Below are 26,297 nucleotides of genomic sequence, written 5' to 3'. Positions count from 1 at the left end.
GTTATTTCTTTATCTTTACCTGATTGTAATATGGTTTCATTAGCTTTTATTATATTATTAGTACCTTCTATTAATGTGTCTATTATGTTTATTTTATCAGCTGTTAGGTTGGCGTCTTTGATTGTTATTTTTTGGGTTTTTACTAATTTTATATAATCATCTTTTGTAACAAAAGGTTGTTCTAATGGCATACATTCTTGTAAATCATAAATACCATAAGGTACGCCTGATGCTTTATTTACTGTTATATTTTCTGGTTTTTTTGAAATATCGTTTATTATAATATTATTTGATTTTAAGTTACCTGATATATTAATATTATTATCTTGACTGCTTGTGATGTCGCTAAACATATAAAGTTTATTTATATAAATATCACCTTCGGCTTTTATATTAGCATTTTTACCTACATTTGTTCCAGATGTTAAATATATATTTGATTTAGAATTAAATTTACCATCTATAGTACTAGTATTTATTATAGAATCTTTATTAATATTTATTATGGAATTTTCTTTAAAAGTAGTCATATAAGATTTTAATTCTTCATTAATATTTATTTCTCCTTCAAATTCTATTTTATTTCCGTAATGGTCTATATGTTCTACTTCTTTTTCAGCATAAAGTAATTTACGAAAATTAAAATAAGCGTTATCCACATTTATATTATTATCTTTAGTAATCACTATTTTATTAACAATATTATAAGAATTTAAATCATATAAACTATTGGTATAAAAAATATTTGCATTTATTATTGTATTTATGTTTGAAGTGCCTATATATAACTCGTTGTATTTTTCTTTAAATTCACTACTTAAAGTACTATCTTTAATATAAATATTAGTATTGTTTTTGGGATTAAATGTTATATTTTCACCTAAATTTGAATTATCTACACTAATAAAACTATCAGCTGTAAAATTAAGTTTATTGTTAATATCTACGCTATCAAAATATACTGAACTTAAATTATTAAAATCACCACCATTAACAATACTATTATTTTTAATTGTTAAATCTCCATTAAATATTCCATCATTAACAATACTATTATTTTCTATTGTGGTTAGACCGGAGAATAAACCATTTTCAATTGTACTGCTGTTAATTTTAGTGCCTTTAATGTTATTATTTGAGTTTATAAAAGTACCACCTTTTATAATAGATGTATTTATAATAGAATTTGTTATATTAAATTTTCCATTATTAATAGTACTATTTTCAATTATAGCATCATGACTACTAAAATTTCCATTATTAATAATATTTTGATTCATTTCAAGTAATTCTGTACTGAAATTACCACCATTAATTTTGTCTGTATTGCTTATCTTTATTCGTTCAACTTCAAATTTACCACCATTAATAATATCTATATTGTTTATATTAAGTAAGCCATCCCAAATTTTTTCAAATTGAATTGAAAATTTACCATCATTAATTTTACTGCCGTTACTAATGTTTATAGTATTATTTACTGTATAATTATTGCCGTTAAAACTGGTATATATGAAAAAATTTCCACCATTTAGTGTACTATTTTGTATATTTATTGTCTTATTTGTTTCTGAATAAATATTATGGGCACCACTATCAATAGTTGAATTGTTTATATTAATATCTTTATGAGCCGTTAAATCACCTTTGATTATAGAGTTATTTGTTACATTTATTGAACCATTATTAGATATTACACTACTACCACTTTCTAGCAATTTATTGTTTATTTCTATATCACTATTTTGTGTAGTGCTAGGGAATATATCTTGTGAATAAGCATTAGTAATTAATGTAAATGCTAGTAAAGATAATTTTATTTTTTTATTCATCTAAATCCTTTTAAATTTATTAAAATATTTTTAATATCTATGAAAAAATTAAGGGAGTGATTATATAAAAAAAAAAAAAAACGGATAAATAAGTCGTGAAAAATTCAAAAAATATTATTAATTATTATCAAAAAAGTAATTATAAGCCCTATTTTAGGGCTTATTTTATAATAATTCATCTCCTGTTTTAATAAATTCAGCCATTTCAGCGTCTGGCACCATACTTCCACCTGTTGCCCATATTAGATGAATTGCGTTTTTGTGTTCAGTTTTAAGCTCATTAGAAATCATTAAGCCTTTAACCCCAGCTAAAGCCGAAGGCTCAAGTTTAATACCTTCGCTAGATGCAAGCAAGCTTAAATATCTATACATATTCTCATCACTCACCGTAAAGCTTCCATCAATTACACGCTCAAGCACTTTGCCTACAAGACCACTCGCACGACCAACAGCAAGCCCATCAGCAGCCGTAATATTATCAAGCCCAATATCAGCTACACTTATTTCATTATGTTTTCCGGTAGCAAGTCCAAGTATCATACAAGGACTATGCGTTGGCTCAGCAAAAAAGCATTTTACACAATCGCCAAATTCAGCCTTAAGCCCATAAGCAACCCCACCAGGACCACCACCAACACCGCAAGGAAGATAAACATAAAGCGGTCTATCTTTGCTGATATTAATATCTAATGCTTGCAATTGTCCTTTTAATCTCTTTGCAGCAACGCTATATCCTAAAAATAAATTATGCGAGTTTTCATCATCTATAAAATAACAATACGGATTATTTTCAGAACTTTTTCTTCCCTGCTCTACTGCGACGCCGTAATCATCTTCGTAAGTAATCACACTGCATCCGTGCTCTCTTAGCATTTTTTTCTTCCATTCTTTAGCACAATCACTCATATGAACTTCTACTTTAAAGCCAAGTTTCGCACTCATAATTCCTATTGAAAGACCAAGATTACCTGTTGAGCCAACTGCTATTTTATATTTACTTAAAAATTCTTTATATTTTGGCTCGGCAAGTTTTGAATAATCATCTTGAATACTTAGCATATTATTTTCTATTAGCAAATCTTCTGCGTGTTTTAATACTTCATATATTCCACCACGAGCCTTAATAGAGCCTGATATTGGTAAATGCGAATCAAGTTTTATATAAACATCGCCTTGAATACTAGCACCACTTAATTTTTCTAACTCTTTTTTATAATTATTCACACAAGCTAATGGGCTTTCTATAATACCATTAGTAATATTTGTAGCAGGGAAAATTATCTTAAGTAAAGGTGCAAAACGATTAAGTCTAGCCCTTGCATCATCAATTCTATCAAGCTTAATAGCACCTTTGTTTAATTCATTTAATACATCATTACTTAGATTTGTATTAATCCAACTTGTTTCTTTCATTGCTTTTAGATTTTCAATTAACATTTTTACTCCTTATAAAATTATTGATAAAACATAGCTTAAGATTAAACCACTTATACTTGCTACTAAAGTCGCACTTGTAAAGTATTTAAACATAGCCTTTACACTCATTCCTAAGCTTTCTTTTACTAGCCAAAATAAGCTATCTGTTACGATAGTAAAACCTATAGCACCACTTCCTATTGCAAGGCATAAAACTTCTTTACTAACATTACTATCCATTTGCAAGACAATTCCTGCTGCACTAATCATAGCAACCGTTGCACTTCCAACACTAGCATGTAAAATAATAGCAATTAACCAAGCTAAAAATACAGGATTTAAACTCAAACTTCCTAAAGTCTGCTTTAATGCTTCGCCGATGCCTGAAGCAATTAATATCTCATTAAAAGCTCCACCTGCTCCTATGATTAATAAAATTGAAGCAATTTGCGTAAATGAATTAGAACTAAATTCCATTAAATTTTGCATAGAATAGCCTTGCTTTAAACCTAAAGTATAGTATGCTACAAAAACACTTATTAATAATGCGATAATAGGATTTCCAATGAATGCAAATACTGCATTATCTTTAAACACTAAAGTCTTAAGCAACATTAAAACTAAAGGTAAAAGTATTGTAAAATAAGTAATTGCTGTGCTTGGCATAGAGTTGTAAGTAGAACTTGTATTATCAAAAACACTCATCTCATTATCTTTTGAAAAATCAAAGAATTTCAAAAACAAAACCCCACCTATAAAAGCACATATCATACCCACAACTATACTCATCCAAATTACTTGACCTATATCAGCACCTAAAGTAGCTACTATGCTAGTAGCTGCTGGGTGTGGTGGCACCATACAATGAACTGCCATTAGCGAAGTTGCTAATGCTATGCCTATTTTTATTCTACTAACACCTATTTCTTTAGCTACAACTAAAACTAAAGGCACTAATAAGACAAATCCAACCTCAACAAATACAGGAATACCAGCAATAAATCCAACCAACATCATAACAATATCAGCTCTTTTTTTACCAAGTAGATTTAGTAATGATAGGGCTATTTTTTGCGCTCCGCCACTAACTTCTAGCATTTTTCCTAAGATACTTCCACAACCAATAATAACAGCTAAAAATCCTAGCGTTCCACCTACTCCATTTTCAATAATAGAGCCGATTTTTGTTAAATCAACACCAGTTATAAGTGCGACAAAAATACTTGCTAAGCTTAATGATAAAAAAGCGTGGATTTTAAGTTTTGTAATACAAAACACAACTAAAGCAATAGAAGCTATTAAGACCGAAATTAAAGCAAAATTGCTCATTTTTTCTCCTTTATAAAAAATAGTAGAAAAGATTTTACCCCCCCCCAATATTAAAATAAACTTAAATTTAAATTATTTATAAAATACTTTTTATATAGCTTAGACTATTTTCTACACCTTGTTTTTGTAATTTTAATAATTTATCTAAAGCACTCAAACTTACCTCTTGTGGGTAATAATATTGCATTGCTTGTAGTTCAGGAAATAATGGCTGCTCTATTTTAAAAGCACCTTCTCCCAAATTATTAACACCACCTGTTCCTACTTTCCTTTTAAAAGTAGAACAATAAGGATAACAAGATTCTATATTTATATGTTTTAAACCATATGACTTTAAAACATTTATACAAGATTTTATATCAATATTTCCTTCACCTAATGGTGTTCCTGATACATAATATTCATTATTTTCTTGAAATATTATATGATCTTTACAATGAGTGGTTATTGTATATGGTGCCATATTCTTACAAGCTTGAAGTGGTTCTTCATACGCCATCATAGAATTTCCGAAATCAAACAATAATTTTACCTTATCGTTGTTTACCTTTTTTAATAATTCAATCATTTCAAAAGATGTTTGATATTCGTGATTTTCAATAGCTAAATTAACTCCATATTCATTTAATAATGGAATTAACATTTTTATATCTTCAGAAAATTTATAAAATTCATCAATATTAAAATCTGCAGTTATTTTAGAATCATCATATGCACCCTCACTACCCTTTGTAATATTTAGAACTTTTTTAGTAATAGGAACATAACTTCTTATTATGCTAGCCTCTAAAATAGAGGCCACTTCGCAAACTTCTTTCATTTTATTATATTCAAAACCTTTAGTATCAATTTCACAATACATATTATAGTTTTTTAGCTTTTTAGATATTTTCTTTAAATGCTCTAAGTTGTTACTACCTAACGTTCCCCAATTTTCATCAAGTCCATAATCTTTAATAATATTAATAATAACCCCATCAAAACCTAAATCTTTAGCAAAATCTATATAGCTAAAAATATCCATTTTATTATTTTGAAACCATAAATGCATACTTTCAGTTTCTAAACCTATTTTCATATTATTCTCCTAAAGCTTCTTTTTTTCTTTTTATCATTTTAAGAAGCAAAGTAGTAACTAAAATTCCAGCTAGTGCAAAACCAACCATTATAGAAAATACAATTTTATAACCTGTTATACCAGGGTTTGTATCAATAATGTATCCATATAATGCAAAACAAAATAGTTGTGGAGAATAACCAAAAATACAAGCTATACTCATAGCAGCACCACTTATTTCTCTTGGAATTCTAATTTCATCAACAGGAGCAAAAAATGTAGCTCTCATTGTAAAAACAATAGCACCAAACCCAAGTGTTAATGTCATACCAAAATAAACATTCATATTATCATGTGGTAATAATATAAAAATAACCATAGCTAAAGCTGCAGCAATTAAAGCATATCTTAAATATTTTGTTGCACTTTTACATTTTTTATCTGCCAAATATCCACCAATAGGCCCTCCAACCATTTTAAGTGTATATTGATTTATAATTCCATAAGCACCTACTAACGCAACAGGCATTGCATAAATATCTTTTAAGAAAGGTATAAAATAAGTTAATCCACAATAAATTGAATAAATTGTAAAAATTGTTAAAGATACAACCCATATTTCAGGTGTTTTTACAGCTTTTATTACACCATTCCAAGCAGCTTTGTTTCTACTAATTTTATTTCCATTTTCATCTACTTCTTGAACTTTATCATCTTCTAATAGAAAATAACTTGCAATTCCAGCAATAGCAACAGAAGCACTATAAAATAAAATACCACCTTTAAGACCAGCTGCCCCACTTCCTAATAAAGCAAAAATACCTAAAGCTGAAAAAGCTATTATAGTATCTACAACACCACGACCTGCTTCTAAAAATCCAAACAATCTTCCTTGTTGACTTGAATCACCAAGCAATCTTATAGCTTTTAATAAAACAGGCCAATAAACAACTTCACCAAAAAAGGCAAGCAATCCCCAAGCAGCCAATATACCATAATAACTAGGAAATGTTGAAATATAAACGCCAATTATACCAATAAAAACCAATGAAATTGGTATGAGTATTCTTTTAGAAAATCTATCTGATATATAAATAGAAGCAAAATTACCTACTGTTTGAACAATTCCATAAACCGATAAAGCAACACCTATTTGAGTATTGCTAAGATGCATAAATTCTTGCATAGGAACATAAAAAGCATCTTTTAAAGATGATAATTTAAACACCGTTCCTCCACCAAAAACAAGAACAATAAAAGTAAACCACCTTATGCTTTTTGTAGCATAGTTACAATTAGACATAATAATTCCTTAAAATATTAAAATTAAAAAAACATTTTGATTATACCCCCCCCCAATATTAAAGAAAACTTAATATCATAAAATAAATTTAAAAGGTCTAAGATGAATAAATTAAAAATTGCTTTAGCTCAAATAAAAACCGATAGAAATTATAAAATTAACCTTGAAAAAATTATTGATTTTATGCAAAAGGCAAAGTCTTTTGGTGCTGAGCTTGTGGTGTTTCCAGAAACTTCACAGGCTTTTGTGCCTAGTAATGAAGGGATTAATTTTAATACCATTGCTCAAAATATTGATGAAGAATTTGTAACAAGCATTATTAATAAAAGTAAAGAGTTAAATATCGCAGTTGTTTTTGGTTTTTATGAAAAAGATAATGAAAAAACTAAAAATAGTGTAATTTTTGCTGATTGTGGCAAAATAATCCATAAATACTCAAAAACTCACCTTTACGATGCTTTTAGCTATGATGAAAGTAAAGATATAAATGCAAGTAATGAAAAAATAAAAGCCTTTGATACAAAATGGGGTAAAATGGGGATAATGGTATGTTATGAACTTCGTTTCCCTGAAATTGCTAGAACTTTAGCACTTGATGGTGCAAGGCTTGTATTAGTTCCTACTGCTTGGGTAGATGGCAAATATAAAGATGAACATTTTATGCTACTTACTAAAACAAGAGCTTTAGAAAACACAATATATTTATGTGCTAGTAATCAAACAGGTAATATCTACACAGGTCGCTCGTGCCTAATAAATCCACTTGGACTTGAAGAAATAAAATTTGGTGTTGATGAAGGTATTCAAATATTTGAAATTGATTTTAATAAAATTGATGAAGTTAGAAAAGCCTTGCCTTGTATATCTCAAAGAAAGCCTAAGCTTTATAATTTACATTAAATAATTTACTATTTTGTTTTAATAAATTTAAAGTAATGATTTGCTTATTAATAAAAAGCAAAATCAATACTTTAATATGGTTTAAATTAATTTATATACGATAATAATTTATTTGCAAAAATACTTGCAAACTCTGGCTTTTTATCAAAATACAAAGCAGGTTCAATACATTCAATTTCATTTATATAAAACCTATCAGCCAAAAACACATCACACCTTGCATAAAAGCTATCTTTTGGAATATATTTGCTAGCTAAAGATATAAGCTCATCGCTTGGATTAAAATCATCTATTTTTACACCATAATTATAGTTTGCTCTAAAATCATTATTTTTAGTTCTTAAAATACTATATTGATATGCCCCTTCAAAAAATACCAAACAAGCTTCGCTATTGTGGTTAATGTATTCTTGAATTAAGGCTTTATCTTTATAAAATTGTAAATTAATATCATCATTAAACCTTGCCACACCATTTCCGCTTTGACCTATTAAGGGTTTTATGATTTGATTTGGCTTTAATTTTATATCTTTAATATCTACAATATTAGATTTTACAGCGTCTTTTATATCTAGTAAATATGATTTATCTAAGTTTTTTCTAATTAATTTTGTATTATTTATTAAAATAATATTATTTAACTCACAAAAATCTAAAAATCTCAAAAACTCATCTACTTTAAGAGAATAATCCCAAACACCAAGTGGCAAAATAACACAATCTTTTAAATTCTCATACTCTTGCCACACAAAAAACTCACATTCAAAATCCAAGCTCAAAAACTCATTTTTAAGTATTCTAAGACCTATAGAACCTTCTTTATAAATATCTTGCATTGCTATATAAATTTTCATTTTGTTCCTAAAAGTGATATTAAAGGCTTATTTTCATCAGCTAAAACATTTACACTTACATCATATAAATCTTTTAACATTTGCTTTGTGATAATGTCATTTGCTAAACCTTTTTGATAAACTAAATTTTTATGTAAAACTATAAGCTCATCGCAAAACCTTGAAGCTAAATTTAAATCGTGCAAAACAACAATACTAATTAAGTTTTTAGTATAGGTTTGCTTTTGTAAAGCTTCAAGCAATAAGCATTGATAATGCAAATCTAAAGCACTCACAGGCTCATCAAGTAATAATGCTTTTGGCTCTTTTGCTAACACTTGAGCAAAACTTATCATCTGCCTTTGTCCGCCTGAAAGTGCGTTTATATTTTTATTAGCTAAATGATTAATATTTAAACCTTTCATTATATTCAATGCAAATTCTAATTCTTCATCTTTTATAAAAAGCCCTAATTTTTTTAATTTTCCAAGCAAAACTACTTCTAAAGCACTAAGATTTGCATTAGAATTAAAATCTTGCAACATATAAGCAATATTGTTTTGCCAAGATTTATAAGTTTTTTTATTTAAAATAAAATCATCTAAACTAATTTTTCCATCTGCTTTTACTCTGCCAAAAATTGCATCTAAAAGCGAACTTTTACCAGCACCATTTGCACCTATTATTGCATATATTTTTCCATTTTCAAATTCTAAATTGATTTTATCTAATATTAAATTATTAGCTCTTTTAACATTTACATCTTTTAAGATTAGCATACCCTTCTCCTACTATATACTATAAAAAAGAAAAATGGCACTCCAACAAAAGAAGTAACAATTCCAATAGGAAATAAAGTCCCTATTACTATAATCTTTGAAATCACAGAAGAAAAACTTAAAAATACAGCACCAATTAACATAGATGTAAGCATATAAAATCTTTGGTCTTCTCCTACAAGCATTCTAGCTATATAAGGAGATACAAGCCCAATAAATCCAATAACTCCTACAAAAGAAATAGCCGTTGCACTCATAATTGATACAATTAGCAATGCTTTAAATCTAAGATAAGATAAATTAACGCCCAAAACTTCAGCCCTATTTTCACCCAATCTAAAAGCACACAACGCCCAACTATCCTTTATAAGTAAAATAACACAAATAATCGTAACCACTCCAACTATAATTACATTAGTCCAATTTGATTTTTGAAGTGAGCCAAAAAGCCAAAAAACAATTTGTTGAGAAATTTCAGGAGCACTTATGTATTGCACTAAAGATAACAATGATTGAAATAAAAATAAAAGCGCAATACCTACTAAAATTAACATTTCAGAACTAAAAGCTCTTGATTTTGCAAACAAAAACAAAACACTAGAACAAATCATAGTCATAGTAAATGCACCAAGTGGAACAGCAAAATAAAGACTAATTCCTGCAAATCCAAATGCAATCACAAGTGAAGCTCCAAAACCAGCCGCAGCAGCTAGTCCTAAAGTATATGGACTTGCCATAGGATTGTTAAGTAAAGTTTGAATTAATGCTCCACCATAACCTAAAGCAGCACCCACAACTAAAGCCATAACAGCCATAGGTAATCTTAATGAATGTGTGATTATATACGATGTATTATCAACTTCAATATCAATAAAAAACGCTTTTAAAATTGATTTTACAACTTCAATAGGACTTATCATAGATGGACCTACAGCTATATCACACACAAAACCCAAAATACCCAAAAATATAAAAAATACAATAATTACAAATTTTTTTCGCTCATATTTTCTATGAGCGATTATTTCTTTACTTAAATTCATCTTTTATCACTTAGCTTGGATACCAAAAGAACCTGTTGGAATTATCGGAAGATATTTTTTGTGATAATCAATATAAGTTTTAATAGGGTCTATATCTTTGAATAAATCAGGATATAAAGCTTTAGCAATAAATTGCACCATAGAAGCATCAACTAGTGTTCTACTAGCTCCTTGATATACTGCAAAAAGTCTATTATCTTTTATAGCTGGCAAACTATCCCAACCTGCTCTAGTTTTAAAACCATTTAGCCTTTTATTTGCTTCTTCTTCATTAATTCCAATACCCATTACCATAGCTTCTGGATTTTTCTTAAGTTCAGTTTCACGACCAGCAATTATTATTACATCAGGCTTACTTGCTAAAACTTCTTCAGGATGAATTGGCATCCATTTTTCTACAAGTGGTGCTGCTATATTATCCCCACCTGCAAGGTCAATTAAAGCACCCCACATATCTTTACCAAAGGTATAACTATGCTCTTTTGGACCAAGATTTCCAAATTCTATATAAATTTTTGGCTTTTTAAGATTTGCTTTTTTAATTCTTTCTTGCACATCATCAATTATGCCTTTATAAAAACTTATAAGCTCATTTGCTCTTGCTTCGTTGTTTGTAATTTTTCCTATAACTTCGGTGCTTCTTATGTGTCTTTCAACACTTTCGCGGTTGTAATCAAGTATTACAATAGGAATATTTGCTTTATTAATTGGTTCAAGCTGGTCTTTTATCATCTCATATTGCCAATCAGCTAATACTAATAAATCAGGTTTTAAAGATAATACCTTTTCAACCGAAAATGTACTTAGCTCAACTTCTCCAACATCAGCTATATTATTTAACTCCGGTAAGACTTTAATATAAGCGTCCCAGCTAGCAGGAGTCCAACCAGTCCAAACTTCCTTAGAAAATCCTACTACATTTTTTAAAGCGTCCTTACCACCTACTGCTAAAAAGTCAGTATAGTAAAATCCAAGAACTATTCTTTTAGCAGGTAAATCAACCTTAACTTCTCTATCTAAAACATCTTTAATTACTTCTACTTTAGCATTAGCACCAACACATAAAACACTCGCCACAACTAAGCTTTTTAATAAGCCTTTAAACATTAGTTCTCCTTAATAATGATATTTATTATTATATAATATGATAATTTAATTAATAATTATCATTTATATTATCATTATTAATAAAAATTTATTATATTTAATAATAATTATTTTAAGACATTTAATTAGAATATTATGGATTAATACAGTTTTATTGAATACTTGAATTACTTTTTAAATTTAAAGCTTGGCATTAAAATATTTAAGTTAGTATAAAATTATTAATATCTTATACTATTTCTTTTTTTATATTACAACTTAAACGCACTAAACATTCATAAGCATTCGTATTAAAATATTTAGCAAATTTAACGGCATCATTAAATACGCAAATTTCATCATTAAGATTATATGTACTAAAACTATCCATTGAAATTTTACCTAAAATAGGGCTTTTGTCATCTGCTAAAAATATTTCTCCTATACCTTTATAATAAAGCATACCATCAGCGTAACCTAAATCATAATTTGCGATCTCTAAATTTCTATTGCTTACAAATGTTTCATCATAGCCTATGCTATCACCTTTATTAATTTGCCTTGAGCTAATTTTATTTGCATAAAGACTTAAAACTGGCTTTAAATTTGCATTAGCGTCACAATAACCAAATTGAGCTATTCCTATGCGAGCGGCTTTGTCATAATCATTTTCACCTAAAAACAAAGTGCTGGAATTTGAAGAATGAAAAAATATTTCATCACTAAAATTATCCTGTATAAATTCACACATTTTAATATAAAGTGGTTTTTGTTTTTTTATATTTTGCATACTAGAATAATGAGTAAATGCTGATGTTAAATTTAGCTTCTTGTCTTTTATAATTTTAATAGCATATTCTAAATTATCTTGCGTTATTCCACTTCTATGCATATTTGTATCTAATTTTAATGCTATTTTATCACCTTGTTTTAGATAATCAAAATAACACAAATCATTAATAGCTATAATATAATTTTTTTCAGATGTATAATACTGTGGTAATTGCGATAAAATTAAAATATTTTCAAATTCATCTTTTAAAATATTAGCTTCAAAGGCATTTTTCACAGCTATATACTTAATGCCAAATTCTTTAGCTAAACTACTTATTTCTAAATATCCATGACCATAAGCATTATTTTTTAAAACTATTATTAATTTATTAATAGTTTCAACTCTTTTTAAACATTCATTTAAATTATGAAAATAATTTTGTTTATTTAATCTAATTATAGCCATTATTTTTCCACTAAAATTGACATCTTATTATCAATTAATTTTATATATAACACTTTGCTACCATTAAATTTATAATTTTGAGTGCTATAGTTTTCATAAAATGTAATTTTAAATATTTTTTCATTATCTAAATTTGGATACGGAATTATATTTATATTAGAAAATTTAATTTTTTTATCTTCTTTTCTAGCAAAAATCGTTTTCTTTTGTTGTTTAAATTCCTTTAATTTAACACCATCATATCTAATAAAATCATCATTATAATATGATAAATATTTATCTATATCACTATAAGTCCAAGTATTTTTCCAGTCAAATAAATTCGCTAGTATAATAGAAATTTCATCAGCATTTGTTTTTGTAATGCCTTTTTCATTAATTAAAACTTGAGCTTTTTTATCTTTTAAAATAGCTTCAAAATCTAATAAGACATCATTAGTCATCACAACACAGCCCTTGGTTTTATAAGTATCGTATCTTACATCGCCTTCTAAAGGAAACCCATGTATCCATATACCTGAGCCAGTTTTTTTTCTCAAGCTATCATATAAATTTGGATAGCTTAAAACAAAAGCATATGGTCCATAATAATTATCAGGTGGAACCATTTTATTTGTTACTTCATAAGCACCTACTGGTGTTTTTAAATCACCTTCTACATTTTTATTACCCATAAGACCAGTTATTACACTTTGTTCAAATCTTGGTAATAATTTATTATTTTTTAGTTCGTAAAGAACAATTTTTTGCTCATCTTTATCAACCACAACTATATATTGTCCATCGCTATAATATCCGTATTCTAAATCAATATTTAATAATTCATTTTTCCAAAATTCTATATTGCTTAATTTTGCTTCTATTTTTTTATCATTTGTAACTATGCCTTCTTTTAAATAATTAGTTAATAAACTACTAGCATATAAATTTAAAGATAATATAAAAATAATAATTTTTTTCATTCTGACTCCTAAAAAACAAACAATTATAAAAACAAAATTTCAAAGTATAGTTAATATTAATTTTTTTAATACAACTTAAATATTAAAAATACTAAAGTATAATATTTATTAAAATCACTTAAAGGATAATATTATGAAAAAAGTTTTATTCGGACTGTTTATTAGTGCTAGTATGTTTGCTAACAATATAGTAGTAGAAAATCCGTATGTAAAAATTACCCCACCTAACACTAAAAATTCAGCTATTTTTATGAAAATAAACAATAATTCAAATGAAGAAGTTAAATTAATTGATGCAAAATGTGATTATGCAAATACTACAGAAATTCATACACATATAAACGAAGATGGAATGATGAAAATGGTAAAAATTAAAGATATTGTAATTCCAGCAAATAATTCAGTAGAATTAAAACCTAAAAGTTATCATATAATGTTGATGGATATAAAACAAAGTATTGATGAAAATACTAAGGTGAATTTAGAATTAAATTTCAGCAATGGTGAAAAAGTAGAATTGAAAGATATACCATCTAAAGAAATTATGCATAAACATCATTAATGAAAAAATACGTGATAATAATTTGCCTAGTAATAATTTTTATACTAGGCTTTATTTTTTACCCAAAAAATACAACGAAACGAGAACTGATTACTGAACTTACACCTTTAGAGTGTGACCTTAATAAATCAGCTTGTCAAGTTAACTATAAAAATAAAAAAATTATTTTTGAATTTGATGAGAAGCCATTAAAAATATTAAAAGAAACAAAAGTAATTATAAAAAATTTAGAGAAATTTGATAATTTAAATGCTAAATTATATGGATTAAATATGTATATGGGTGATATTATTAGTGAATTTGAATACATAAATAATGAATATGTAGGCACTTTAGTATTTAGTTCTTGTATTGAAAGCACCATGCGTTATAGATTTGAATTATTTGATGGTAAAAAAGAATTAGGAATTTTTATAGATTTTGATGTAAAAAGGTAGGATAATGAAGAAAATATTTTGTTGTTTAATATTAATGTTATTTAGTGCTTGTTTTAATAAAGAAAATGTAAAAGAAAAATATGATTTTTCACTATTAGGACCTGATAATAAACTATATTCTCTAAAAAATTTTCAAGGTGAAAATTTATTAATATATTTTGGTTATACATTATGTGCTGATGTATGTCCTACATCAATGGCAATAGCATCTCAAGCTATTAAAGAATTAAATAAAAATGACATAAAAATAATTTTTATTAGTTTAGACCCTAAAAGAGATAACGCTGATGATACTACTGAATTTGTACAATATTTTTATAAAAATTCTATAGCATTAATTCCTAAAAATGATAGAGAAATTGTAAATTTAGCAAAAAATTATGGTGTCAAATATGGTTATATTTACCAAGATAGCATAAATGATGGCAATGGTTATGAATTAGAAAAAAATGATAAAATTCAAGTAGAACAATTTTATAAAAATAATGATAATGAAAATTACACTGTAGCTCATAGTTCAAGTTTTTATATATTTGATAAAAATGGAGAATATAAAGGAGAAATTAGTAATTTGACTTTAAGTAATGTCAAGAAAAAAATTACTGAATTTTTAGATAAGAATTAACCTTTTATATTTACAATGCGATTTTTTAATCAAAAGGAGATAAAATGGCTACTAAAAAATCTAGTGAAGAAAACAAAAAAACAACTAAAAAAACCGCTACTAAAGCTAGTGTAAAAACTACAAAAGAAACTAAAAGTGTAAAGAGTGAAAAAGCACCATCAAAAACTATAAAAATAGAAACAGTAGAAGAAATAAAAACACAAGATATTAAACAAGAAGATAATAATTTAATTTACGAATTACAAAATGAATTTGAAAAATTTAAAGCCGAATTAAATATAATGAAACAGTTTAATAATAAAGATAAAAATCCTAATGATAAAGTATTTGTAGAAATTGAAAAAATAAAAGAACAAATATATATTTTAGAAGAAAAAATTGAAGAACTTGAATATAGATTAGAAAACAGCGAAGATTATTAATCCCATAAATGGGATTAATATTTTAGATTAATAAAATATTTTTAAAGTTAAATTAATCTAAAATAATAATTAAATATTATTGTAATAATTGATTTTATAGATTAAATTTAATTACAATATTATTTTTTAATTTTTTTATTCATTTTTACTTAAATTATTTATAATTGATAAAAATAAAAAAGGACAAAAAAATGCGTATTAAACAACCACACATTCCTTATGTTTCAAATAAAATTGTAATAGACTTGATAAATTCAAAGCTTATAAAGTTAGTAAATGGCATAGAGCCAGTAAAAAAAATTACTAACGATACGATTACACAACTTGTTTTAAAAGAAAAAGGTTTAGATGAAAAAGTAAATTCAATTATAAGCGAGCAAGAAAACGAAATAGATTTAATGCAAATTGATAGAAAAAATATGTTTTGGCTACTTAAAAAGAAATTAGCAGATGAATATGGTATATTAATGAACTATGAAGATAGGTATAATTCATTATCTCACGAAATTTTAAATAATTTAATCAATGAAGATTTAATTAATTTTACAACTTCAGAAAATAGGGTAAGAAATATTATATATTCTAGTATTATTGGATATTTAAAAAGTTATGAAGATATTGAAGATTTAGTATTTGATAAAATAAACAATTATAAAAGAAAAATAATACCTGGTAGTGAAGAATATGATTTAATATATGAAAAACTATATGAAGAAGAATTGAAAAAAAGAGGAATGATTTAAGTGCTAAGTTCTTTACTTGGCACTTTTTTATTAGGCTTAGGACTTAGCTTAACACATTGTTTTTTTATGTGTGGTGGTATTTTAATTTTATTTAATCAAAGCAAAACAAATATAATAGATATAACTTTATATCATTTTTTTAGAATATTAGCTTATTGTATTATAGGTGTATTAGCGTATTTTTTAGGTTTTTATATAAGTTCATTATCTTTTCAAATTTTTTTATATGCATTTTTGGGAATTTTTTGTATATTATTAGGTTTTGCACTTTTACAAAGGGGATTATTACTTAGTTTTTTTGAAAATCAGTTTATTTATAAACAGATTTTAAAACTACTAAAAAAAAATAAAAAAACTAGATATAAGGGAATAATTTTTGGATTTTTAAATGGATTTTTTCCTTGTGGTCTTGTATATTTTTTCATAGCAAAATCTATGGTTTCAAAAAATATTATAGAAGCATTCTTAACAATGTTGCTATTTGGTATAAGTACTTTACCCGCTATGTTTTTAGGTAGTGTATTAATTAATAAATTAAAATCAGTAAAATATATATCTAATTTTTTATTTTTTGTAATAATAATTTATGGATTTTATTTGTGTTATTTAGCGTTAAATTTGAGTAGATAAATGTATAAATTAAACGAATATAAAAATGCTATTGAAAATACTAATATTGTTTCTAAAACTGATATAAATGGAATTATTACATTCGTAAATGATGAATTTTGCACTCTTTGTGGATATTCTAAAGATGAATTAATAGGCAAAAATCACAATATAATACGCCATCCAGATACTCCACAAAGTGCTTTTAAAATTTTATGGGATACAATTTTAGCTGGTCGTGTTCATAAAGGAATTGTAAAAAATCTTAAAAAAAATGGAGATTTTTTTTATGCTCAAACAACTATAATCCCAATATTTGATGAAAATAATCAAATATTTGAATTTATCGCTATAAGGCACGATGTTACGCAAATGTTTTTATTAAATGAAGAATTAGCAAATACTAAACAAAAATTATTAAATTTAAATGAAAATTTAGAATTGCAAATCGCTGAAAAAACTAAAAATCTACAAGAATTAAATCAAAATTTAGAAAAAAAGATACAAGAAGCTATAAAAATCAATAACGAACAACAAAAAATTATTTTTCAACAAAATAGACAAGTAATATTGGGTCAAATGCTAGAAAATATAGCTCATCAATGGAGACAACCATTAAATGAATTATCACTTGCTATATATTTATTACATAATGAAAACAAGAAAAAGCATTATAAATTATGTCAAAAACTCATACAAAATATGAGCCAAACTATAAATGATTTTAGAAATTTTATAAATCCTAATCATATTACTCAATATAATTTGTTACCAAAAGTTATAAAATCAAGTTTATTTATAACCTATCAATCAATAAAAAAATCTAATATAAAACTTAAATTTATAATTGATAAAAATGCTTATAAAATACCGATAAAATGTAATTTAAATGAGCTTAGTCAAGTATTTGTAAATATTATTAATAACGCTAAAGATGCGTTTAATAATACAAATAATTTTAATAAAATATTAACTTTTAATTTAAGCTATAATAAGGATAAATTTATTTTAAAAATTTATGATAATGCAGGTGGTGTTCATAATGATATTATAGAACATATATTTGACCCATATTTTACAACTAAACATAAAAAACAAGGGGTTGGTTTAGGTCTTTATATATGTAAACAAATTTTAAATAATATTGACGCCACGATTACTTGCTCTAATTATAAAAATGGAGCATGTTTTGAAATAATATTTAAAGGAGATTAATGTTAAATTTATTAATTGTTGAAGATGAAAAAAATATAGCAAAATTAACAGCTGATATTTTATCACCTCTATTTAATGAAATTTTTTATGCCAATGATGGGGTTAATGGATTTAATAAATTTAAAAAATATAGACCTGATATTGTAATTTGCGATGTTTTAATGCCAGTAAAAGACGGATTAAGTCTAGCTAAAAGTATTAAAGAAATCAGTCCAAATACGCCTATAGTAGTGATATCAGCTCATAGTGATAAGGAAAAACTATTAAAAGCTATTGATATAAATATTAATAAATATTTAATAAAACCTATAATTCCCGAGGAATTAATCGCTACAATAAAAAGTATTATTTCAAATATGAGTAAAGAAATAAAATTAGGTCAATATAAACTAGATTTAATTCGCTCTATTTTTGATAATACAATAAATAAAATAGAACTAACTAAAAAAGAACTAGCATTATTAAAAGCTCTTAGTGAACCGATAGGAAAAGTAATAAGTTTAGATGATATAAAAGAAATTTGTTGGGGAACAAAAGATGTTAAAGATGGTTCAGTCAGGACTTTTATTAAAAGATTTAGAGATAAAATAGAAGTAGATATTATAAAAAATATCACTTCTACAGGCTATAAAATAATATTAAACGACTAAATAAATTTAGTCGTTTTAATTTATTCACTTTTGCTTTCTTCTTTTTCTATCATAGTTTTAACTCTTGTATTCATATCCTTGCCATTTACATTAAGCGTTACATTTTCTAACATAAGCTTATCATTTTCATAATTTTTGAATACATCAAAACCTTCTTTAATCTTAATATCAAAATTTAATTTATGTGGAGTATTGTTTATAAATTCATTCACAATATCACCAAATGTTTCTTTAAAATCATTAGGTGCAAACTCAAACTCAGAATTTAATACTTCTTTTAAAGATAATAAGTCTTGCATAACTAAATCCATCTTAACATTACTTATAGAAAATATTTTTGCAATATCTTCTTGTGTAAGTCCTAGATTAGCAATCATTTCTATATTAGGTTCTGTCATATTTTGCTTTTCTACATCATATCTTAAACCAAGTTTGTCAGTTATTTCATAAAAATAATCTAATACCTTACCATTAAATTTAAAAGATAATGAATCTTTATTAATTATGTTATTTAATACAATATCATAATTTACTTCATTATTTTTCATAATATTAGTATTTATATCCAAATCATACACACCATTTGCTAAACTATTTAAAAATGAAAATTTAGGTTCACTCATAGCAATCATAGCTGCCATCCCCTTAAATGCATCAGATAATTTTACACCTTGGAATTTCGCACTAGAATAAAGGTTTTCAAACATCATATCTTTATGTAAATCTTTTAACGATATAAGTCCAGTCGCCTTACCATTATAAAATCCATTATCATTAACTGTTATTTTATCAACAGTTATAGCTTCAGCACCTTGAATGTTAATTTTTAAGGCATCGCTAACGCAATTTACTGATTCTTTTTGTTTAGAACATTTAAAATCATTAAAATTCACTCTTACTCCAGCATCATTTGGGATTTCTAATAATGCCTCTTTAAAATTAGTATTTAAATTTGCCTCATATTTTTTTACCATATCATCGCTAATTTTATCACCACAACCAACAAAACACATACCTACTAAACTTAAAGCTAATAAGGTTTTTTTCATATTTTTCCTTTCTAATAAAATATGTATAATGCTATCATATTTGATTTAAAATATAATAATTAAATGCTCTAAAAAATCATAAATTAAAAAATAATCAATTTTTAATATTTTAAAAATTTTTAAAATATTAAGCTTATTTTTTTTTTTTTTTTGTTATATTATTTTAACATTTATGTGATAGGGGATTAAAAATGAATAAAACTGTTAAAATGTCCTTAATAACTTTTGTAATTATCACTTCAGCAAACGCAGCGACAAATTATAATCTTAGTACAAAAACCTTAACTATTGAAGAAGAAAATGCAACGATTGATTACACTGGTGGTAGTGAAAATATGCATGTTAATAATATAGTTTTTAAAAATAATATCACACCTGATAATTCTACCTTAACAGTAACTGGAACACTTGATTTACACCCATCTGATGGTAATACGGATTTAGTTTTAGGAAATTTAATTGTTAATAATGAAAATGGTGCTTCATTATGGATGGGAAAAGATTGGCTAGTTCCTGCAACTAATACAAAACTTACTATCAAAAAAGACCTAACTCTAAATAACAAATTATCAAATTTATCAGTTAATACAGATGTAAATACATTAAAAAATAAAGATGCTCTTTATATGGATAGTAATACAGAATTAATAGTAGAAGGGAATTTAACCTCAAATAATGCCTATCTTGTTGTAGATTCTAAACTAACTGTAAAAGGTAAAAGTGAGATAAATAATTCTTTGCTTAGAAAAGCAACTGGTGATATTAATTTTAATGAATTAAGTCTAAATAATTCAGATTTAAAAACAGAAAAGAAAATTAACGAAAATTCAAAACAAACTACAAATAATATGACTATAAATAAACTAAGCTTAAATTCAAGCACTATAGAAAATAATGCTACTATCATGAATATAACCGATATCTTAGGTAATAATAAAGCAAACAATATTATAAATAACTCTAATACAATAACTATTAGAAAAGATGCTAGTAATGTCACAATCAATCAAAATTTAGGAAATTTAACTATAGGCGAAACAAACAACGCTAAAGGCACTATAAATAATATTGATTTAAATAACAAAGCAGGCACTACAAACCTAAATAACATAAATATAATCTCATCTAATATCAATGCTAATGATACTAGTATAAAAGCAAATGGTATTAATATGGAAAGTGGCACAATTACTACAAATAGTGGTAAAGTAGAATTTAGTGGCGATAATACAATTACAGGCACTACTATTACTGGAACAAATCCTAACCATATAAATATCGTAGGCGGGAAAGATAATACATTAACGCTTAAAAATGTAACAGCAAGTAATTCTAACATAGGTCAAGCTACTGGTAGTAGAAATGGCGGTATAACAATTGATGGCGGCACTTACGCAAATGTAAATTTAGGTACAACTGGTGGGTCAACTACTGAAGCTATACAAAAATTAATCATTACAAACAATGTTAATTTAAATGGTGAGCGAATAAATGCTGATAATTTAACGATAGATAATAATAGCAATGTTACAACCACTGGTAATATTTCTACTAATAGTAATGTTACAATCAATGATTCTACAGTTAATTTTAATAACATAGTAGTTGGTAAGGCAAATGCAAAAATAAATATTGGTAATTCAACTCTTACTTCATCAGGTGGCATTTTGTCTAATAGTGCAAAAGATAGCACATTAGACATTACAAATTCTAAATTAAATTTAAAAACTATTGGAATAAATGGCGATATAATAATTAAGGATAATAATGCTAATAATTCATTATCAAGTGATTTAATAATAACTTCAAGTAAAGGCAATGTAGTTATTGATAACTCAACTAGTAATGCTAATATAACAAGCACAGCTGGTTCAATAACATATACAAATAATTCTAATATAAGTGGGAATTCTACAGCAAAAACCGATATCATAGTAAAAGATGGTGCTAGTATTAGTAATGGTACTCACACAGCCACTAATGGTAAATTAGACTTGCAAACTAATGGTATAATTAGCGGTGGGACTATCACAGCTCAAGCTGTAGATATTAGTGGTAATGTATCAGGTGGAGAAATTATAGCTACGAATGGCAATGCTAATATAGCTGGTAATGTTAGTGGTGGAGAACTAAACGCAAATGATATATATATTAAATCAGGTAGCAATGTAAGTGGTGGATTATTTACTAGCACAAATGTTATTGATATTGGAGAATTAGGTAAAGACAAAACTAATGTTAGTGGTGGAGAATTTAAAAGTAATTATTTTAAATCTACTAATGCAAATATTAATGGTGCAAATATCAACACAATAAAGGCTGATTTTATAAACTCAACTTATAATGGAAATAGTTTCAAATCAACTGGCGATGTAATTATAGATAACAACAGCGAAATTAATTCAGCTCTTGATATAGGTGGTAATGCAACAATTAGTAGTGCAAGTAAAATTAATGCAGATATTACAAATGTTAAAGACATTACTATTAGCAACAAAGATACAATAATCAATGCCAATATAAATGCAAGTGGATTTGTAGATATGTCAAGTGATGCTACCTTGAATGCAGATAAAACAATCAAGGCAAATAAAGCTGCTGTAAGAAGTGCAAATGTAAAAGGTATTTTAGATATAGATGATAGTGTGGATTTATTAAATGCAAATGTAGAAAAAACTGCAAAAATTACAGCTAATAATAAAATCCAAGTATATATGGGGACTATAAATGGAGAATTAGAATCTAAAAATAGTGATATACTCTTAGGATATGGAGCTAAATCAGGTAAAAATGCTAATTTTATAACAAATAGTGGAAGTGTTATTTTAAGTAATAAAATGTTAGATAGCAAATACCCTGCACCTGGCACTCAAGATACCAATATAAAAGGGACAATTAATGCTAATAAATTGCTTGTAAAAGATGGTGCTACATTAAATGCTAATTCTACAATAACTACTACAGCAGAATTTGAAAGTGGAGCTATTTTAGGAGAAAATGGTATTGTAAATACAAAAGATATAATTTTTAACAATTCAGAAGCCAAAGAAAATTCTAAAATGACAGCTGAAAATTTCACAGCTAAAAATCATTCAACGATACATTTAACAAACGACAGCTTATCAGCTAAAAGCACTATAATTGATTGTTCTATTACTCAAGGTGGGGTATTAAATGGTGATAATTTAGTTATAATCGCAAATGGTTCTTTTGTAAATTCTAGTGTAAATAGTGGTGGAAAAGTTGATGTTATAGGTGGAACTTGTGGTAATACTACTGTTGAGGGTAATATAAATACTAAAGATTTAGTAGTAAGAAGGGGTGCTAATGTTAATGGAGATAGCACTTTTGATAGTGCTACTATAGATAATGCTAATATATCAGGTAATCTAACTAGCACTAAGGCTGATGGTACTTTAACAATATCAAATGGTGCTAATATTAGTGGTGGAATTGTAGATGTAAAAGGTGATATAACTTTAACAAATAAAGCACAAGATTTAGGAGAATATAATAAATTCCAACCTGAACCAGCTACAAATAATCCAAAAACTATAATAAATTCAACAATAGCAAATGCTAATAATGTTACATTAGGAAAAGACACTGAAATTACTGGGGATATTACAAAGGCTAATGATATCAATGTAAATAATAATGGTGAGATTAGTGGTGATATTAATGAGGCTAATAATATTAATGTAGATAGTGGAAAATTAACTTCAGGTACAATCAATGCAAATAATCTTACTACAAATAATGGTGCAATTATAGGTAAAGATGATAAAACATCTAATATTACATTAAATGAAAAAGCTAATTTAAATAATAGCATCATAAATGCAAACATTAATGCTACAAAAGATATTATTGTTACATCAAATGATATAATGAAACCTAGCGAAATAAATGCAAATTTAACTTCTAGTAATGATATTAAAATCAGTGGCACTGAGGCTACTACAATTAATGCAAATTTAAAAGCTAATAATGATATCAATATAGAAAATGCCGATATAAATAAAATAGACATTAATTCAGGTAATAATATTAAGATAAATTCTAGTAATATAGCTAATGCTATAATTAATGCTACTAATGATATAAATTTAAATGATACAAATTCAAAAGATTCAAAATTAACATCAAAAAATTCTAATATAACTATTAGTGGTGGTGAATTTAAAGGTAATGATTCAAAAATAACTACTAATAATGGAAAAACCACTCTAAGTAATAAGGCTAAAGTTTGCTCTAATATTGATACAAAAGATTTTGATTTAAATAGTGGTGCTAGTATATGTGGTGAAGTAAATGATACTAATTCTATTATTATTAACAGCACTAACAATGCAGTAATTGATGGTAGTACTAAAGGAACTAACATAGGTAAAAATGTTACACTAATAACTAATAATTTAGAAGTTCAAAACATTGATAATATTAATTCTAAAATGGAAAACAAAATCAATGCTAACGGAGAATTTGTAGTGAGGAATTCAACATTAACATCAGACATAAAAGTTAAAGGAAAAACTTCGTGTTTAAAGTCGTATGATACTACTTTAAAAGGTGAAGTTGAAGCAGATTGTTTATATTCAGAAGGAACTACCTTTGATGGTGAAATTTTTGCTAAAAATGTAACTGATACAGGCTCAGTATTTAATAATAAAACAACAATAAGTGATGGTGAAAATAAATTGACTGATTCGGTATTTAAGAATAAGCTTAAATTAGATGGTAAAGGTAATACTTTATTAACACATGCTGATATGACTGATTTAATAAATGAAGCTATTAGTGTCGTATTAGATAATATTGCGAAATTTGATAATATAACTAATCAAAATGGTGGTAGTTTAAGCATTAATAACACTGATAAAATAACAGGGAATAGCATTACAAATACTGGTGATAATTCTAAATTAAAAATAAATAACGCTGAAGAAATTAGTTCTACTATCAATAATGAAAATAATGCTGAGTTAAGTTTGGAAAATATTGAAAAAATTTCAAGCACAATTACAAATGATACAGGTGGTAAAATAAATATTACTGATGCTGAAAATATTAGTGGAGATATTACAAATAATGCAAAATTAAATATTGTTAATTCTAATATTAATTCAGAAATTAAATTTGATAATAACAAGTGTGGTACATTAATTACAAAAAATTCAAAATATACTAATAATGTAGAACAATGTAATCTAAATGCAAGTGGTGCTAATAAATTTGAAAAAGATATATTGGTTCATAAACATTCAGAGATTACAGATGATTTTAATGCTAATGTATTTAAAACCAATACTTTAAACGCTAATGAAGCAATAATAGAATTAACAGGTGGAAATACTTTATCTAGTATAAATGATAAAGTTGATAACACCTATGAGAATATTGATAATTTAGTGCCAAATACATCGTATACTCTAACTAATTCAACATTAAAAATATTAAATGCTAAAAATAATAGCATAAGTATTAGTGGTATTAGAGCTGATAATTTAATATTAAATAATTCTCATATACAAGCACAGGTTGTTACAAATAATCTCAATGCAAATGATACAAAGTTTTATATGTATGGAGGTGGAATTAATACCAATCTTTATAATGATTTTAGTGGTCCTATCGTTGTAAATAATAATGCTGAAGGTAGCAATAATGAAATAATTTTATCTAATACAAATTTAAGTGCTTTAACTAAAAATAATGTTCCTATCGCCATTGTAAATGGTAAAAAAGATTCAGGATATTTTAAAGTATCTTATAAAACTATTTTAGCTAACTATAATACTAAAATATTACATTTTGATGAAATAGATGATGATGGGGTGTGGAGTTTAGGTTTAAGTAAGAATAAGCCAGAAAATGTAAAAAACGATATCAAATCTAGTGTAAATATAGACGAACAAGTATGGAATGGAATTGGTAAAATCAATCCTAATGATGCTGATTTAGTAGAACTTGAATATTTTAATCCAAATGTTGTAAGTACAGTAAAGACCATAATATACTCTCCATACTATGTATCAAAGTATTACATAGATGATATAGAGCATAGATTTACATATCTAAGAAACAATGAAACTAATAAAGGTTTTTGGATAAATACTGATTATAATTATTTAGAAACTAATACAAATAACTTAAAAGCTAATAGAGTTTATATAGGAGTAGATAATAAATTAGACTTTAATAA

At 26.0% G+C, this 26,297-nt stretch carries 22 protein-coding genes; 10 read left to right on the top strand and 12 right to left on the bottom strand.

Annotated features, from left to right (window positions below; genetic code table 11):
- The 5 genes from NY022_RS08705 to NY022_RS08685 form a co-directional block, all read right to left on the bottom strand.
- A partial coding sequence (locus NY022_RS08705; protein ID WP_267525351.1) for a hypothetical protein occupies nucleotides 1-1,832 on the bottom strand: 1,832 nt, incomplete at its 3' end.
- A gap of 165 nt (nucleotides 1,833-1,997) precedes the next feature.
- Nucleotides 1,998-3,269, bottom strand: coding sequence for a D-serine ammonia-lyase (locus NY022_RS08700; protein WP_267525349.1), 1,272 nt, complete (start codon nucleotides 3,267-3,269; stop codon nucleotides 1,998-2,000).
- Between the two features lie 9 nt (nucleotides 3,270-3,278).
- On the bottom strand, nucleotides 3,279-4,577 hold the full coding sequence (locus tag NY022_RS08695) for a gluconate:H+ symporter (protein ID WP_214120533.1): 1,299 nt from the start codon (nucleotides 4,575-4,577) through the stop codon (nucleotides 3,279-3,281).
- Nucleotides 4,578-4,653: 76 nt separating this feature from the next.
- Entirely contained in the window at nucleotides 4,654-5,655 is a 1,002-nt protein-coding gene (locus tag NY022_RS08690; protein WP_267525347.1) for a sugar phosphate isomerase/epimerase family protein, read from the bottom strand.
- Between the two features lies 1 nt (nucleotide 5,656).
- Nucleotides 5,657-6,937, bottom strand: coding sequence for an MFS transporter (locus NY022_RS08685; protein ID WP_267525345.1), 1,281 nt, complete (start codon nucleotides 6,935-6,937; stop codon nucleotides 5,657-5,659).
- 102 nt (nucleotides 6,938-7,039) lie between these two features.
- Between NY022_RS08685 and NY022_RS08680 the strand changes: the two genes are divergently transcribed.
- A complete protein-coding gene (locus NY022_RS08680) occupies nucleotides 7,040-7,837 on the top strand; it encodes a nitrilase-related carbon-nitrogen hydrolase (protein ID WP_267525343.1) in 798 nt (265 codons plus the stop codon).
- A gap of 86 nt (nucleotides 7,838-7,923) precedes the next feature.
- Here the strand turns inward: NY022_RS08680 and NY022_RS08675 are convergent, their stop codons facing one another.
- The 6 genes from NY022_RS08675 to NY022_RS08650 all read right to left on the bottom strand — a co-directional run bounded on the left by NY022_RS08675 (nucleotide 7,924) and on the right by NY022_RS08650 (nucleotide 13,780).
- The gene (locus tag NY022_RS08675) at nucleotides 7,924-8,691 is read right to left on the bottom strand and encodes an ATP-grasp domain-containing protein (RefSeq protein WP_267525341.1); all 768 of its coding nucleotides are present in this window, start codon (nucleotides 8,689-8,691) and stop codon (nucleotides 7,924-7,926) included.
- A complete protein-coding gene (locus NY022_RS08670; RefSeq protein WP_267525339.1) occupies nucleotides 8,688-9,449 on the bottom strand; it encodes an ABC transporter ATP-binding protein in 762 nt (253 codons plus the stop codon). Before NY022_RS08670 ends, NY022_RS08675 begins: the two co-directional genes overlap by 4 nt.
- Entirely contained in the window at nucleotides 9,443-10,492 is a 1,050-nt protein-coding gene (locus tag NY022_RS08665; protein WP_214120342.1) for a FecCD family ABC transporter permease, read from the bottom strand. Before NY022_RS08665 ends, NY022_RS08670 begins: the two co-directional genes overlap by 7 nt.
- A gap of 6 nt (nucleotides 10,493-10,498) precedes the next feature.
- Nucleotides 10,499-11,599, bottom strand: coding sequence for an ABC transporter substrate-binding protein (locus NY022_RS08660; RefSeq protein WP_214120343.1), 1,101 nt, complete (start codon nucleotides 11,597-11,599; stop codon nucleotides 10,499-10,501).
- A 229-nt stretch (nucleotides 11,600-11,828) separates the two neighbouring features.
- Complete coding sequence (locus tag NY022_RS08655; protein WP_267525336.1) at nucleotides 11,829-12,818, bottom strand: alanine racemase; 990 nt, start codon at nucleotides 12,816-12,818, stop codon at nucleotides 11,829-11,831.
- The gene (locus tag NY022_RS08650; RefSeq protein ID WP_267525335.1) at nucleotides 12,818-13,780 is read right to left on the bottom strand and encodes a L,D-transpeptidase family protein; all 963 of its coding nucleotides are present in this window, start codon (nucleotides 13,778-13,780) and stop codon (nucleotides 12,818-12,820) included. Before NY022_RS08650 ends, NY022_RS08655 begins: the two co-directional genes overlap by 1 nt.
- A 133-nt stretch (nucleotides 13,781-13,913) precedes the next feature.
- On the opposite strand from NY022_RS08650, the gene NY022_RS08645 reads away from it, so the two are divergent.
- The 8 genes from NY022_RS08645 (at nucleotide 13,914) to NY022_RS08610 (ending at nucleotide 19,043) form a co-directional block, all read left to right on the top strand.
- Nucleotides 13,914-14,342, top strand: coding sequence for a copper chaperone PCu(A)C (locus tag NY022_RS08645; protein ID WP_267525333.1), 429 nt, complete (start codon nucleotides 13,914-13,916; stop codon nucleotides 14,340-14,342).
- Nucleotides 14,342-14,779, top strand: a complete 438-nt coding sequence (locus NY022_RS08640; protein ID WP_267525331.1) for a hypothetical protein — start codon at nucleotides 14,342-14,344, stop codon at nucleotides 14,777-14,779. The genes NY022_RS08645 and NY022_RS08640 overlap by 1 nt, the downstream gene beginning before the upstream one ends.
- 4 nt (nucleotides 14,780-14,783) lie before the next feature.
- The gene (locus tag NY022_RS08635; protein WP_267525330.1) at nucleotides 14,784-15,404 is read left to right on the top strand and encodes an SCO family protein; all 621 of its coding nucleotides are present in this window, start codon (nucleotides 14,784-14,786) and stop codon (nucleotides 15,402-15,404) included.
- A gap of 44 nt (nucleotides 15,405-15,448) precedes the next feature.
- The gene (locus NY022_RS08630; RefSeq protein WP_267525328.1) at nucleotides 15,449-15,826 is read left to right on the top strand and encodes a hypothetical protein; all 378 of its coding nucleotides are present in this window, start codon (nucleotides 15,449-15,451) and stop codon (nucleotides 15,824-15,826) included.
- 191 nt (nucleotides 15,827-16,017) lie between these two features.
- Entirely contained in the window at nucleotides 16,018-16,569 is a 552-nt protein-coding gene (locus NY022_RS08625) for a DUF507 family protein (RefSeq protein WP_267525327.1), read from the top strand.
- Nucleotides 16,570-17,199, top strand: a complete 630-nt coding sequence (locus NY022_RS08620; protein WP_267525325.1) for a sulfite exporter TauE/SafE family protein — start codon at nucleotides 16,570-16,572, stop codon at nucleotides 17,197-17,199. It begins immediately after the preceding gene.
- On the top strand, nucleotides 17,200-18,393 hold the full coding sequence (locus tag NY022_RS08615; protein ID WP_267525323.1) for a PAS domain-containing sensor histidine kinase: 1,194 nt from the start codon (nucleotides 17,200-17,202) through the stop codon (nucleotides 18,391-18,393).
- Nucleotides 18,393-19,043, top strand: coding sequence for a response regulator transcription factor (locus tag NY022_RS08610; RefSeq protein ID WP_267525321.1), 651 nt, complete (start codon nucleotides 18,393-18,395; stop codon nucleotides 19,041-19,043). The genes NY022_RS08615 and NY022_RS08610 overlap by 1 nt, the downstream gene beginning before the upstream one ends.
- Nucleotides 19,044-19,063: 20 nt before the next feature.
- Here NY022_RS08610 and NY022_RS08605 read toward each other — a convergent pair whose 3' ends face one another.
- Nucleotides 19,064-20,092, bottom strand: a complete 1,029-nt coding sequence (locus NY022_RS08605) for a JlpA family lipoprotein adhesin (RefSeq protein ID WP_267525320.1) — start codon at nucleotides 20,090-20,092, stop codon at nucleotides 19,064-19,066.
- Nucleotides 20,093-20,283: 191 nt separating this feature from the next.
- On the opposite strand from NY022_RS08605, the gene NY022_RS08600 reads away from it, so the two are divergent.
- The coding region (locus NY022_RS08600) for a beta strand repeat-containing protein (protein ID WP_267525318.1) at nucleotides 20,284-26,297 on the top strand (6,014 nt) is incomplete at its 3' end.

It is taken from the genome of Campylobacter sp. MG1 (assembly GCF_026616895.1).
Lineage (GTDB): Bacteria > Campylobacterota > Campylobacteria > Campylobacterales > Campylobacteraceae > Campylobacter_E.
This window is presented reverse-complemented; position numbering and strand designations above follow the sequence as displayed.